We start from the raw sequence: 12,883 nt of genomic DNA on the forward strand, positions 1-12,883 counted from the left end.
GCCGCTGCTCAGTTGGCTGTAATTCGCATACCGATTATGTAGTAGTCCTTTCCGGGGATTCGCCGAATCCCCTCTCCGGCCTGCGGTTATCCCTTCTTTGGGTCTGTCGATAAGCGCCGATGAATTCGCCGAAGATTGCTCTTGACAGTGTTCGGAGAGGTGCGCATCATTGCCGTGAACAGCTAATCCGGAAAGTAACGATGGATTGCGAGACGAGTGGGTTGCCAATGATGAATCACCCTGAGTCCGGCGGCGTGAACGGCCATGCTCCGGAGCTTTCGTCGGCGAATCTCCGCGCCGTCTTTCCGGACGGGGACATCTACGCCGTGAGCGACGACGAGACGCTGCTGCGCGAGGCCGCGCGGTACGGGCTCAAGGCCGTCGCGATGGACGAGTCCGGCGACCTCCCCGAGGACTCCCGCGTCGTCCTCTTCCTCCGCAACCACCTGCTGAGCAGGGAGATACGCAAGCGCTTCCGCGCGTCGCGGGTGCTGTTCGTCCCCATCTCCAGCTTCGACACCGAGCTGGAGTCCGCCCTGTACACGCTGCGGCTCACGTTCCTGACCGACTACGCGGCGGCCGTCGGCCGCACCCGCCGCTGGATCGACGACCTGCGGAGCCTGACCGAGCCGATCGGCTTCGTCTCGAACGGGCCGTGCTCGGCGGGCACGCCGGGCACGAACATCGTCTGCGAGCTCGCCGACGACCTCACCCTCGACGCCTGGGCCTCGCCGACCATCGGCCCCGGGCAGTGGGTCGGCGTCGGCAGCTACTGCGAGATCGCCATCACCTCCCGCGGGCCGGCGGGCAAGCGCCCGCGGCCGTTCACCATCGACGGGACCGCGGTCGCCTCGGGCGTCCTGGCGGCCCGCGACCCGCGGTTCGACGAGGCCGGCGACGCCCGGATCAGCGCCGCCGACGACGTCCGGCGCGAGCTGAACCGGCGGGCCCCGATCATCATGCGGCTGAAGGGCGGCGTGCTCACCGACGTGCGGGCCGGCGGCGAGGACTTCACCGACGCGCTCCGCGAGGTGACCAATCCCGAGTACGACCTGCACGCCCTCGAACTCGGCCTCGGCACCAACCAGCACGTCCTGCCGCACGTGGACTGGACGGTCAACTCGCAGCTCAACGAGGGCGCCGGCCCGGTGCACATCGGTTTCGGCGACGGCATGACCGGCGCCCACATGGACTTCGTGGTCGCGGAAGCGGCCCACCATTTCGGCCCGTCGGACTGACGGCCGCCCTGAACGTCGATGGGGCGTTTCCTGGAAACGCCGCATGACGATGCCCCCCGTTCCTTCCTGAGCAGGATGGAGGTGAATTGCACATGCGTAACCTGTCCGTTTCGGACCAGTCGTGGACCATGCAGGCCGAGACCACCGAGGCCCAGCAGGCCGAGGTCGTCGAGGAGCTGGACGTGACCGCGGAGCCGGAGTTCGAGCGCAGCCTCAGCTTCAGCTACGCCCGCATCTGAACCCGGTCTCCGCGCCGAGCGCGGCGGAATCCGCCGACCCCGGGAGGGGGTGAACATTCCCATGCGCAAGCTTTCCATTTCGGACCAGTCGTGGACCGTGCAGGGCGAGACCGCCGAGGCCCAGCAGGCCGAGGTCGTCGAGGAGCTGGACGTGACCGCGGAGCCGGAGTTCGAGCGCAGCCTCAGCTTCAGCTACGCCCGGATCTGATCTGAGCTCCATTCGGCGGGGGTGGCGGCCGTGGTGGCGCCGCCCCCGCCGTTCCATCGGGAAAGGACATGTGAATGGACACGGCAGACGACCGCCACATCGTCATCTCGGTCGACGGCCACTGCGGCGCCCCGGTCCTCGGATACCGGGAATACCTGGAGTCGGCCTATCTCGCGGACTTCGACCGCTGGGCGGCGACCTACGAGGTGCCCTATGAGGACATGAAGGGCGAGGACGGCTCCCGCAACTGGGACTCCGACCGCAGGCTGCGGGACCTCGAACGGGACGGGATCGTGGCGGAGGTCCTCTACCCGAACACCGTTCCGCCGTTCTTCTCCACGTCCTCCCTGGCGAGCGGGCAGGCCACCGTCCAGGACGCCGAGCAGCTGCGCCGCCGGCGGGCCGGGCTGCAGGCGCACAACCGCTGGGTGGCCGACTTCTGCGCGCAGGCGAAGGGGCGCCGCGCGGGCGTCATCCAGATCCTCCCGCACGACATCGACGCCGCGGTGCGCGACATCCGCGCCGGCGTGGACGCCGGGCTGACCGGCGGGGTGCTGCTGCCGGGCGCGCCGCCCGGATCCGGCCTCCCGCCGATCTACTACCACGACTACTACGGCCCCATCTGGGAGACCTGCTCCGAGCTCGGGATCCCGGTGAACTGCCACAGCGGCAGCTCCGGGCCGCGGACGGGCGAGCGGCAGGAAGACGACATGTTCTTCCTCATGGAGATGAAGTGGTGGGACCAGCGGACGCTGCGCCACCTCATCCTGGGCGGCGTGCTCGAACGGTACCCCGGCCTCAAGGTGGTGTTCACCGAGGTGGGGGTCGACTGGATGCCCGCCCTGCTCCGGTCCATGGACCGGTACTTCGAGTCGGCGCGCACGACGTCCGGGCTGTCCGGCGAGGACGTCACCTACCGCGGGTCGCACGTGATGGACGGGCTGTCCATGCGCCCCAGCGAGTACTGGCAGCGGCAGTGCTACGCGGGCGCGAGCTTCCTGCACCCGAGCGAGACGGCGAAGCGGAACCTGGTGGGCATCGACAAGATCATGTGGGGCAGCGACTACCCGCACATCGAGTCGAGCTTCCCCTACTCCCGGGAGGCCATCCGGTTCGCGTTCGCGGGCGTCCCCGCCGGCGAGGCGGAGGCCATGCTCGCCACGACCGCCGCCGGCGTCTACGGGTTCTCGCTGGACGACCTGCGCCCGGTCGCGGCGCGGCTGGGGCCGGGCCGCGCGGAGGTCGAGGCGGGCATCGACCCGGCGACCCTGCCGGCCGACGCCGCCAAGTGCCCCGCGTTCGCGGGCGCCATGCCCGGGGCGGCGATGACGCAGATGGGCGACAACCGCAAGCTCGCGGAGAAGTGACCGCGTCCCGGCCCGGCGCCGCGATCGAGACGTCGGGCCTGGTCAAGACGTTCGGCGGGCACCGGGCCCTGGACGGCGTCGACCTGCGGGTCCCGCGCGGGTCGGTGTACGGGCTGCTCGGCCCGAACGGGGCGGGCAAGACCACCGCCGTCCGGGTGCTGGCGACCCTGCTGCGCCCGGACGGCGGCGAGGCCCGGGTCTTCGGGCACGACGTGCGGCGCGAGCCCGACGCGGTGCGCTCCCGCATCGGGCTGACCGGCCAGTACGCCTCCGTCGACGAGGACCTCACCGGGCTGGAGAACCTCGTGCTGCTGGGCCGCCTGGCCGGCTACGGCAGGAAGGCGGCCCGCGAGCGCGCGGAACGGCTGCTGGAGGCGTTCGGGCTGGCGGACGCCGCCGGCCGGGAGGTCAAGAACTACTCCGGCGGGATGCGGCGCCGCGCCGACATCGCCGCCAGCATCATCAGCACCCCCGACCTGCTCTTCCTGGACGAGCCCACCACCGGCCTCGATCCGCGCAGCCGCAACGACGTGTGGGAGATCGTCCGGGTCGTGGTCGCGCAGGGCACCACGGTCCTGCTGACCACCCAGTACCTCGACGAGGCCGACCGGCTCGCGGGCCGCCTCGCGGTCATCGACCACGGGCGCATCATCGCGGAGGGCACGCCCGGCGAGCTGAAGGCGTCGGTGGGCACGGGCTCGCTGCGGCTGCGGCTGCGGGACGCCCCGCGCCGCGAGGAGGCGCGGGCCCTGCTCGCGCGGCTGCTGCGCGTCCCGGTGGCGGCCGACCCGGACCCGGCCGCGCTCACCGCCCGGCTGACCGGCACGGACGGCGCGGACGGTGCGGACGGCGGGGGAGACGCCGCGAGCCGGGCGTCCCGCGTCCTGGCCGAACTCTCCGCCGCGGGCATCGCGGTGGACGACTTCTCCTTCGGCCGGCCGAGCCTGGACGAGGTGTTCCTGACCCTCACCGGCCGCCCGGCCGCGAACGGCGCCGGCGGGAAGGACGGGATGGCGGCATGACGGGCGGCGGCGTGCGCAGCGCGGACCGGAGCGAGGCGGACCGGAGCGAGCCGGACCGGAGCGAGCCGGACCGGAGCGGGGCGGAGGAGAGCGAGGCGGAGCGGGCGCCGGGCGGCCACGTCCCGTCCCCGGAGATCATCGGGGCGGTGCTCGCGCACGCCGACCGGCCCGCGCGGCCCGGCCCGTGGGCGGTGTCGCTCGTCTTCGGCCGGCGCGCGATGCTCAAGATCAAGCACGTGCCCGAGCAGATGCTCGACGTCACCGCCCTCCCGGCGATCACGACCGTGATGTTCACCTACCTGTTCGGCGGCGCGCTGGCCGGCTCGGCGACCGACTACCTGCAGTACCTGCTGCCCGGCACCATGGTGATGAGCGTGCTGATGGTCACCATGTACACCGGGCTGACGATCAACACCGACATCCAGAAGGGCGTGTTCGACCGGTTCCGCACCATCCCGATGTGGCGTCCCGCGCCGATGGTCGGGTACCTGCTCGGCGACGCGTTCCGCTACACGCTGGCGGCGGTGGTGATCCTGGTGCTCGGCCTGGTCCTCGGCTTCCGGCCGGCGGGCGGCCCGGCCGGGGTCGCGCTGGGGATCGCGATCCTGGTGGCCTTCTCGTTCGCCCTGTCGTGGGTGTGGACGATGGTCGGGCTGCTGCTGCGCTCGGAGAAGGCCGTCGTCGGCGTCAGCATGCTGCTGATGTTCCCGCTGACCTTCCTCAGCAACATCCTCGTCAGCCCGGCCACGATGCCCGGCTGGCTGCAGGTGTTCGTGAACAACAACCCCGTCACGCACCTGGCCGCGGCGGTCCGCGGCGTCATGCAGGGCGACGCCGGCGGCGAACTGGGCTGGGTCGCCGGCTGGGGCGCCGCCCTGATCCTCGTGTTCGGCCCCCTGACGATGCGGCTCTACAACCGCAGGCAGTGAGTCAGGGTCGGGTGTCCGGCCAGCGGTGGAGGCGGTACGGGAGCCACCAGAGGTAGGCGCCGATCTCCGCGACCAGCCGGTTCTTCCGGAAGCCGTTCGCGATCGCCGGGTCGACCGCGTCGGCCGGCGCCCCCTGGTCGAGCGTCCTGACCGCGTCGAGGTGCGCCTCCCGGCCGAGGGTCAGCCGGCGCGCCCCGGCCTCCCGGGCGTCCCGCACATGGATGAAGCCCGGCCCCTTCCGGTAGAGCAGGCTGCCGAAGCGGTACGCGTCGCGCCACCGCCCGGCGGCGCCGCCGTCCCCCTGGAGCACGGCGGCCGGGGGGTAGAGGTGCTGGAGGGAGGCGAGCGGGAAGTCGTCGTCGCACTCCAGCGTCCACTGGACCGACGAGCCGATCCGGGTGAGCTCCCGGACGAGCGACAGCTGCTGCACCGCGTACGCGGCGTCGGCGCCCTTGCGGACGTCGACCGGGTCGGCCAGGTCGACCTTGCGGGCGCCCCGCTCGCTGAACCGGAGGGCGGCGGCCGGCGCCGCGCCCTCCGCGGCCTCGTCGTCGCCGAGGAGCATCCCTGGGATCTCCCTGGCCGCGCCGGTGTACTCCCGCCAGAGCGTGACCTTGATGTCGGGCATGCGGCTCTCCCGTCTCAGTGCTGGGCGACCAGGCGCGGCGCCGCGTGGCCGGTGTCGGCGGCCCGGAGGTGGACGTCGGTCCTGGTCCGTTGCAGCTCGCGGTTCGCCGCGACGGCCGCGACATGGATGTAGTGGTCGTTGTCGGTGAAGACGAGCCCGCGGCCGCGCCAGTCCGCCAGGATCGCCGCGACGGCCGCTTCGCCGATGTCCGCGCCGGTCTCCGCCGACAGCTTGCGGGCCAGCACGGGGATGTTGCGGGGGTCGTCCAGCAGCCGGAACAGCGCGAGCTCCACCGGGTCGGCGAGGACGTGCGTCGACCAGGCGAAGTGCGGCCGCGTGTTGATGAGGACGATCTTCTCGCCCAGGTCGTGGAAGGTCAGCCGGCTCTGCGGCGCCACCTCCTGCCACCGTTCGGTCGCGGCCCCCAGCAGCTCGGCGACGTCCTCGCCGATCCCCGCCGGCGCCGCGTCGAAGGAGTAGCTGAGGTCGCGGCACTCGCTCTCGGGCAGGTCGTAGATCAGCCGGTGCGGGCGGGCGGGCCGCAGGTCCGGGAAGCCGAGTTCGGGCCGGTTGAAGTACGGGCTGAACCGCTCGATGACGATCCGCGCGATGGCCTCGGGCGGCCGCAGGTGGTGCAGGGCCGGGAACTGCTCGACGATCGCCGTGTAGTCGGCGGACGTCTCGCCGGGGAAGCCGTAGAGGTAGTTCCAGAGGACCTTGATTCCCAGCGACTCGGCGTCCCTGATGATGCGGACGTTCTGGCAGCCCGTGACGCCCTTGTCCATCAGCTTCAGGACGTGGCTGCTGAGGTTCTCGATGCCGGGCTGGATCACCACGACGCCCGCGTCCGTGAGCGTCTGCAGGTGGCGGCGCCGCAGGTTCGACTTCACCTCGCAGTGCAGGCGCAGGTCGTGGTCGGCCTCGGCGAGCCGGGGCAGCAGCGAGGTGACGTGCGCCATGTCGAGGATGTTGTCGACCACGTAGATGTCGAGGGTCCGGTGCCGTTCGACGAGCTCCATGATCTCGTCGTAGAACCGGCCGGGGCTCTTGCTGCGGAAGTCCATGTACGAGCCGTTGAGCCCGCAGAAGGTGCAGTGGTGCTTGGCGCCCCACCAGCATCCGCGCGACCCCTCCATCACCAGGACCGGCTCGACCCAGGACCGCGCCACCGACGTCGACCACCGCTCGAAGAAGTCGTCGTAGTCGGGCGGCACCAGGACGTTGGGCGGGAGGGGCTTGGCCTCCATCTCGTTGGCCACGGAGGTGCCGTCGTCCCGGCGCCAGCACAGGCCGGGGATGTCCGCGAACTCGCCCTTGCCGCGGATCGCCTCGACCATCGCGGGGAAGTTCAGCTCGCCCTCTCCCCGGACGACGAGGTCGATGTAACCGAAGTTGCGGTGGATGGCGGCGCCCTGCGGGCCGTCGCAGTTGGCGCCGCCGAACACCGTCAGGATCTCCGGGGCCAGGCGCTTGATGTGCCGGGCCGCGGCGAGCGAGGCGACGTTCTGCTGGAACGTGGACGTGAACCCGACGAGGTCGGGCTCCATCGCGACGATGCGTTCCGCGAGGTCGCGGATGAACGCCTCGCTCTGCTCCCGGAGCCTGAGCATGAGGTCGACCCGCTCGGCGGGGAACTTCTCGCGCGCCATCTCCTCGAACTCGGCGGCGTGCCGCTCCCTGTCGTGCAGGGCGGGCGCGAACACCCAGTCCCCGCAGCTCTCGAAGTGGGAGTCGACCGCGAAGAAGCCGTAATCGGCGGGGGAGAGAGGGGACCGCTCGGCGAGCCAGTCGATGTAGTCGAGATTTCCGCAGACGGTGCGGACTTCGACGCCGTCGAGCCGGGTTCGCGCGAGCCGGCCGAGGACCCCGAGCGCGATGGGAGGCATGTCGATCGCTGCCCAGGGCATGGAGACCAGGAGAATACGCATGTTCACCCTTTATCGCTTCAGGCGTCGATACCGGCGATCCTGGATATTTCATCGGGAAATGTCAAGACAGGCGTTTTCGTGTATTTGGTACCCGGATCGCTAATGGCAGCGTAATTGCAGGTCAGGGCGTATGCAATACATCGAAAGAGGGAGGTGCCCGGCACTCGTTGGGTATGCATTGTCGCCGCAATTGAGTATGCGTACCGCGGCCGTTCACCGGCGCGGGCGGCGATTCATCCCGCGGAATGGCGGGCGCGGGCGGCGCGGGTGAACTGGTCGTCGAGGCTGCGGGGGAACGGCAGCATCCGGTGGATGTCGCGCCAGGGCGCGAACTGCCGGACGGCGTTGAACCCGGCCGCGGTGACGATCCGTCCGACGTTCGGGCCGGGACGCCAGGCGGGATAGACGTCCAGGTAGGCGACCTGCGGCGGAAGGCCGCCCGGCTTCTGCGGCGACACCAGGGTCATCGGCGGGCGGACGCCTTCGACGGACGCCATGTCACGCGCGTAGGCGACGAGTTCGAGCGTCTCGGCCTCCGGCCCGCTGTGGACGATGAGCCAGCCGTCCACGTCGACCGGCTCCGACGGCGGATCGGTCAGGGTGAGCGGCACGATCTCGGCGGAGACCGTCCGCAGGTACGCCTCGTGCGCGGGGGCGAGCGGTTCGAGGACGAACGTCCGGTCGTAGCGCGGGGGATCGGCGGGCAGCAGCGGCGCGTAGGCGTCCCAGCGGAGCAGCCGCGCCAGGTGCGTGACCCGGGTACCGGGCAGGATCCCGTCGCCGCGGATGAGCTCGCCCTTGAGCCCGGCCGGGAACGCGTCCACGATCACCTCGTCCGGCGCGAGGTCCGCCGCGCCGGCGCTCCGCACGACGCGCCAGTCGCCGGTGACGCGCGGGTCGCCCGCGAACGGCGACCCCGTGACGACGGTGACCGGCCCGTCCATCCCCAGGGTGTGCAGGACCGACCGGAGCCGCGTCAGGTGCCCGAGCCCGTCCCCGGACGCGTAGCAGAGGATCACCGGACCGCGTCGAGGACGGCGCGGTACCCGGCGGTCTCGGCGGCCGGAGTGAAATCGCGGCGGATGCGTTCCGCGCCCGCCGCGCCGAGCTTCGCCAGCTCCGCGTCGCCCGCCCGCGCGGCCCGGTCGATCGCCGCGCGGCACGCGTGCGCGTCCCCGGCGGGGAAGGTGAACCCGATCTCGTCGTCGGCGACGTCCGCGAGCCCGCCCGCGTCCGAGGCGAGCAGCGGCACGCCGAGCGCCGCCGCCTCCAGCGCGACGTTCGGCATCCCGTCGTAGAAGGACGGCAGGGCCACCAGGTCGCAGCTCGCGTAGACGGCGGGCAGGTCGTAGCGCTCAAGGAACGGCATGGACGAGTACGGTACGCCGCGCTCGTCCAGCCACTCCGCCACGGACTCCTCCACCTCGCCGACCAGCAGCAGGTGGAACGCGCCGGCGTGGCCGGACGCGGCCAGCGCGTCCAGGAAGAACCCGACGCCCTTCTTCTCCTTGAGCTGCCCGATCAGCCCGATCGTCCGGCGCCCCGGCGCGACGTGCTCCGCCCGCCAGGCCCGCGCCTTCTCCCGCTCGGACGGCAGCACCCGCCACTGCGCGGTGTCGACGCTGTTGGCGACGTACGTGACGGCCGCGCCCGGCGCGACCGCCGACACGAGCGGCGCGTGCGAGCGGGCGACGACGCACACCCGGGCCGAGGCGCGCAGCGCGTCCGCCAGCACGCCCCGCCGCCGCATCGAGAAGACGCCGACGTCGATGTCGTTGCCGCGCAGCAGCGTGACCAGCGGGGCGTCCAGCAGCGCGGACAGGACGGGCGCGGCGAGCATCGCGTACGCGCCGCCGAACGCGACCACGTGCCCGTAGCCGGTGAGCCGCTCGGCGCCGAGCGTCGTCCACAGCCGCCGCAGCGCGTGCTCGGGGTCGTCGCCGAGCGGCGCGGTGATCAGCCGCCCGCCCTGCTCCCGCCCGGTGCCCCACGGGCGGGCGCGGCGGGTGAGGTGCGCGACGTCGACCTCCACCCCGGACGCGCGCAGCCCCCGCACGATGCGGTCGCACGACTGGGACATCCCGCCGCGGCTCGGCGGATAGTGCTCGGTGAGCCACAGGACGCGGGGCATCAGCTGTCCACGAAGCCCGTGTCGTCGTCCGGGCCCCAGTCGCCGCCCTGCGACCACTCGTCACCCGGGTTGAACGCCCCGCGGTCGTACTCGTTGAAGTTCGAGTACCAGAGGGCGTCGTTGTAGACGTGCGCGCTGCGCTGGTAGTAGTGCCGCCGGTAGCCGCCCGTCCAGGCCGGCTGGTGCGGGTCGGGCGTCCCGTAGCCCTGGGCGGCGCCGCATTCGGGGCACAGCCCGTTCGGCCCGGCGTGGGCGCCGCACACGGCTTGGCGGCACCCGGGGCAGGACGCCACGGCCGCCTGCCCGCAGCGGCCGAGGACGAAGAAGCCGGTGGTCACCGAGCACGGGGTCACGGGGTCCTCCTCGCGGTGCGGCCCGGGGTCCACCGGAACGGTTCGGTCGACACGTGCAGGATCTGGTCGATCATCGCCTGCTCCTCCAGCGGGCCGGGGAACTTGCCGCTCGCCCGGATCACCGTCCGCTTGCCGGGCTTGACGCGGACCCTGATCCACGGGGGCGGCGGCGACCCCGGCCGCTGCACGACCGCGTCCTTCGCCAGCCGCCGCGTCACCTGGACGATCTGCACCGTCTTCGACTTCGACTTGAGCTTGAGCTTGCCCCGCGGGTTGCGCTTGCGGTACTTGCGGTGCCGGACGCGGTCGGTCACCGACAGCTCCAGGACGCTGCCGTCGCGCAGCTCCGCCCTCATCCGCAGCCACGGGTCCATGGCGTACGACTGCTTCATCGACGTGATCGGCGGCCGGACCGGCACGTCGTACTGCGGCCCGTTCTTCTCCGGCAGCCGGTGGCCGCGCATGTCCGCCGCCACCGACAGCGTCCCCTGGGGCGGCATGTCGGACGCCAGGATGCGCAGCATCGGCACGAGCACGCCCGGCACCCGCCGGTTCAGCTGCCACTTGCCCCGCCGCACCTCGGCGGTGTGCCGCGCGAGGCTCTGGATGACCGGCTCCCAGTCGTCGCGCCGCAGCGAGACGGCGAACGCCCGCTCCAGGGTCAGCGCCTTGTGCAGCGGATGGAACCGCTCGATGGCGGCCTTCTGCTTGCGCCAGAACATGACGAAACCACCTATTGAATCCGGTCGTGCACCGGCCGGGCGACCGTGCGGTAGACCTCGGCCAGGCGGGCGCGGGAATGCGCCCACGTCAGGCCGTCCTCGATCCGGCGCCGGCCCGCGCGCCCCATGGCGGCGGCCTCGTCCGGGTACTCCAGCAGGATGCGGACGGCCCGCGCCAGCTCGGCGGGACGGTCCGCGGGGACGAGCCGCCCGTGCTCGCCGTCCGCCATCAGCTCCCGCACCGCGGGCAGGTCGGAGGCCACGACCGGCACCCCGGCCGCCATCGACTCGATCACCTTCAGCGGGGCGCAGCCCTGGTCGAGGTTGCGGGCGCAGCCGGTCAGCGGTGCCACCGAGACCTCCGCGTGCGCGAGCCACGCGGCCACCTCGTGGTGCGGCAGCGTGAACCGCCAGTCGACCCGGTCGGCCACGGCAAGCCGCTCGGCGAGGCGCCGCACCGGCTTGGACCGCCGCTCCGGGACGGACGAGCAGACCACCAGCCGCAGGTCTTCCAGGTCGGCGAGCCGCGCGAACGCGCGCATCAGCACGTCGAGCCCCTGCCACGGCTGCAACGCACCGATGTAGACGATGTACCGATCGGGCGCCCCCTCCGGACGCACCGGCCGCGCACCGACCTCCGCCCCGTTCGGCACCAGATGGATCTTGTGCTCCGGAACTCCCCGCGCCGCGACCGCCTCGCCGATCACCCGGGACGGCACCACGACCGCGTCGCTGCGCTCCAGGCAGTGCCGCTCCAGCTCGCGGATCTTGCCGAGCGTGCTCGGCGCCGCCCACGGCCAGGTGTGGCTCATCTCGATGGACGGCAGCCCGTTGACCTCGTACACGACCTTGTGCCGCCGGCCGTCCGCGACGACCGGCAGCGCGCTCCACGGGTCCCGGACGTGGCAGACCTCCAGCGTCTCCAGGTGCGGCTCAAGATGGCGGGCGACCCACTCGGAGAACGCCTCGGCCCGGTCGATGAGGTTCGGCACCGGGACGTCGAACCGGGCGATCTCCCGGGTCCCCTCCCGCTGGTACCGGGGCAGGTCCGGGCCGCCGATCACGCCGAGCAGCCCGCCGCCGAAGCGGTCGAACAGCTCGTCGGCCATCTGCGCGATGTGGACGGCCGACCCCTTGCTGGACGGGAACCGGTCGAACGCGAAGTACGCGGCCCTGTGCCTCACCCGACCCGCACCTCCTCGTGCGCCGCGCGGTGCCAGGCGATCTGGTCGGCGAGCCCCTCGGCCAGGCCGGTCGTCGCCGTCCAGCCGAGCAGCCGCCGCGCGCGGCCGGTGTCGGCCCATGTCCGCGCGGCATCGCCGGCGACCGGCGCCTCCCGCCGGATCTCCGCGGTGACGCCGAGCGCCGCGGTGAGCATCGCGATCGCGTCCCGGACGGTCACGGGCTCGTGGTGCCCGACGTTGACGGCGATCCCCGGCGGCAGGTCCGCGGCCGACGCCGCGAGCGTCGCCGACACCGCGTCCCGGACGTGCGTGAAGCTCCGCGACCGCAGCCCGTCACCGAACACCGGGAGCGGGCGCCCGTTCAGCGCCGCCTCCACGAACCGGTGGAACGCCATGTCGGGCCGCTGCCGGGGGCCGTAGATGGAGAAGTACCGGAGCAGGACCGTCCGGAGGCCGTCCCCTGCCGCAGCCTCCGCGAGCCGCTCCACCTCGACCTTGCTGGCCGCGTAGGGGCTCGCCGGGTGCAGCGGATCGTCCTCCCGGTTCGGGCGCCGCCCCGCCGACCCGTACACCGAGGAACTCGACGCGATGACCACCTTCGGCCGCGCCGCCGCCGGCCGCCGCATGCACGCCGCGAGCAGCCGCGCCGTCGCGCGGACGTTGTCCCGCTCGACCGCCCGCCGGGCGCTCCACGAGTCGCGCACCCCGGGACGCCCGGCCAGGTGCACGACGACGTCCGCCGCGGCGACGGGATCAAGGTCGTCCACCGCGAGGTCGATCTCGGCGGCGGCGACACCGGCCCTGGCCGCGAGGTCCGCCCACGCGCGGCGCGCGACCCCGGGGTTCAGCGAACGATCGGGCGCGTCAACGGCGAGGACCTCATGCCCGGCCGCCGCGAACGCACCGGCCACATGACCCCCGACGAACCCCGCCG

Annotated in this window: 14 protein-coding genes; 6 read left to right on the forward strand and 8 right to left on the reverse strand. The window is 72.5% G+C overall.

Annotation, left to right across the window (positions count from 1 at the left end):
- The first annotated feature begins 326 nt into the window (after positions 1-326).
- The 6 genes from E1200_RS05745 to E1200_RS05760 all read left to right on the forward strand — a co-directional run bounded on the left by E1200_RS05745 (position 327) and on the right by E1200_RS05760 (position 5,003).
- Entirely contained in the window at positions 327-1,238 is a 912-nt protein-coding gene (locus E1200_RS05745; RefSeq protein WP_131950737.1) for a hypothetical protein, read from the forward strand.
- Between the two features lie 92 nt (positions 1,239-1,330).
- Complete coding sequence (locus tag E1200_RS33525) at positions 1,331-1,477, forward strand: hypothetical protein (RefSeq protein WP_165950210.1); 147 nt, start codon at positions 1,331-1,333, stop codon at positions 1,475-1,477.
- 61 nt (positions 1,478-1,538) lie between these two features.
- Complete coding sequence (locus E1200_RS33530) at positions 1,539-1,685, forward strand: hypothetical protein (RefSeq protein ID WP_165950211.1); 147 nt, start codon at positions 1,539-1,541, stop codon at positions 1,683-1,685.
- Between the two features lie 74 nt (positions 1,686-1,759).
- On the forward strand, positions 1,760-3,052 hold the full coding sequence (locus E1200_RS05750; RefSeq protein WP_131950738.1) for an amidohydrolase family protein: 1,293 nt from the start codon (positions 1,760-1,762) through the stop codon (positions 3,050-3,052).
- The gene (locus tag E1200_RS05755) at positions 3,049-4,074 is read left to right on the forward strand and encodes an ATP-binding cassette domain-containing protein (protein ID WP_131950739.1); all 1,026 of its coding nucleotides are present in this window, start codon (positions 3,049-3,051) and stop codon (positions 4,072-4,074) included. The genes E1200_RS05750 and E1200_RS05755 overlap by 4 nt, the downstream gene beginning before the upstream one ends.
- Entirely contained in the window at positions 4,071-5,003 is a 933-nt protein-coding gene (locus E1200_RS05760) for an ABC transporter permease (RefSeq protein ID WP_131950740.1), read from the forward strand. The genes E1200_RS05755 and E1200_RS05760 overlap by 4 nt, the downstream gene beginning before the upstream one ends.
- Before the next feature lies 1 nt (position 5,004).
- On the opposite strand, the gene E1200_RS05765 is transcribed toward E1200_RS05760, so the two are convergent.
- From E1200_RS05765 to E1200_RS05800, 8 genes are all read right to left on the reverse strand, one after another.
- Positions 5,005-5,631, reverse strand: coding sequence for a DUF5825 family protein (locus E1200_RS05765; RefSeq protein WP_131950741.1), 627 nt, complete (start codon positions 5,629-5,631; stop codon positions 5,005-5,007).
- Between the two features lie 14 nt (positions 5,632-5,645).
- Complete coding sequence (locus E1200_RS05770) at positions 5,646-7,559, reverse strand: RiPP maturation radical SAM C-methyltransferase (protein WP_131950742.1); 1,914 nt, start codon at positions 7,557-7,559, stop codon at positions 5,646-5,648.
- Positions 7,560-7,792: 233 nt separating this feature from the next.
- The gene (locus E1200_RS05775) at positions 7,793-8,578 is read right to left on the reverse strand and encodes a hypothetical protein (RefSeq protein WP_131950743.1); all 786 of its coding nucleotides are present in this window, start codon (positions 8,576-8,578) and stop codon (positions 7,793-7,795) included.
- The gene (locus E1200_RS05780) at positions 8,575-9,690 is read right to left on the reverse strand and encodes a glycosyltransferase family 4 protein (RefSeq protein WP_131950744.1); all 1,116 of its coding nucleotides are present in this window, start codon (positions 9,688-9,690) and stop codon (positions 8,575-8,577) included. Before E1200_RS05780 ends, E1200_RS05775 begins: the two co-directional genes overlap by 4 nt.
- Entirely contained in the window at positions 9,690-10,043 is a 354-nt protein-coding gene (locus E1200_RS05785; RefSeq protein WP_131950745.1) for a hypothetical protein, read from the reverse strand. The genes E1200_RS05780 and E1200_RS05785 overlap by 1 nt, the downstream gene beginning before the upstream one ends.
- The gene (locus E1200_RS05790) at positions 10,040-10,765 is read right to left on the reverse strand and encodes a hypothetical protein (RefSeq protein WP_131950746.1); all 726 of its coding nucleotides are present in this window, start codon (positions 10,763-10,765) and stop codon (positions 10,040-10,042) included. Before E1200_RS05790 ends, E1200_RS05785 begins: the two co-directional genes overlap by 4 nt.
- An 11-nt stretch (positions 10,766-10,776) precedes the next feature.
- Positions 10,777-11,949, reverse strand: a complete 1,173-nt coding sequence (locus E1200_RS05795; protein WP_165950205.1) for a glycosyltransferase family 4 protein — start codon at positions 11,947-11,949, stop codon at positions 10,777-10,779.
- A partial coding sequence (locus E1200_RS05800; RefSeq protein WP_131950748.1) for an NAD-dependent epimerase/dehydratase family protein occupies positions 11,946-12,883 on the reverse strand: 938 nt, incomplete at its 5' end. The genes E1200_RS05800 and E1200_RS05795, both read right to left, overlap by 4 nt.

This window comes from Actinomadura sp. GC306, from assembly GCF_004348665.1.
GTDB lineage: Bacteria > Actinomycetota > Actinomycetes > Streptosporangiales > Streptosporangiaceae > Spirillospora.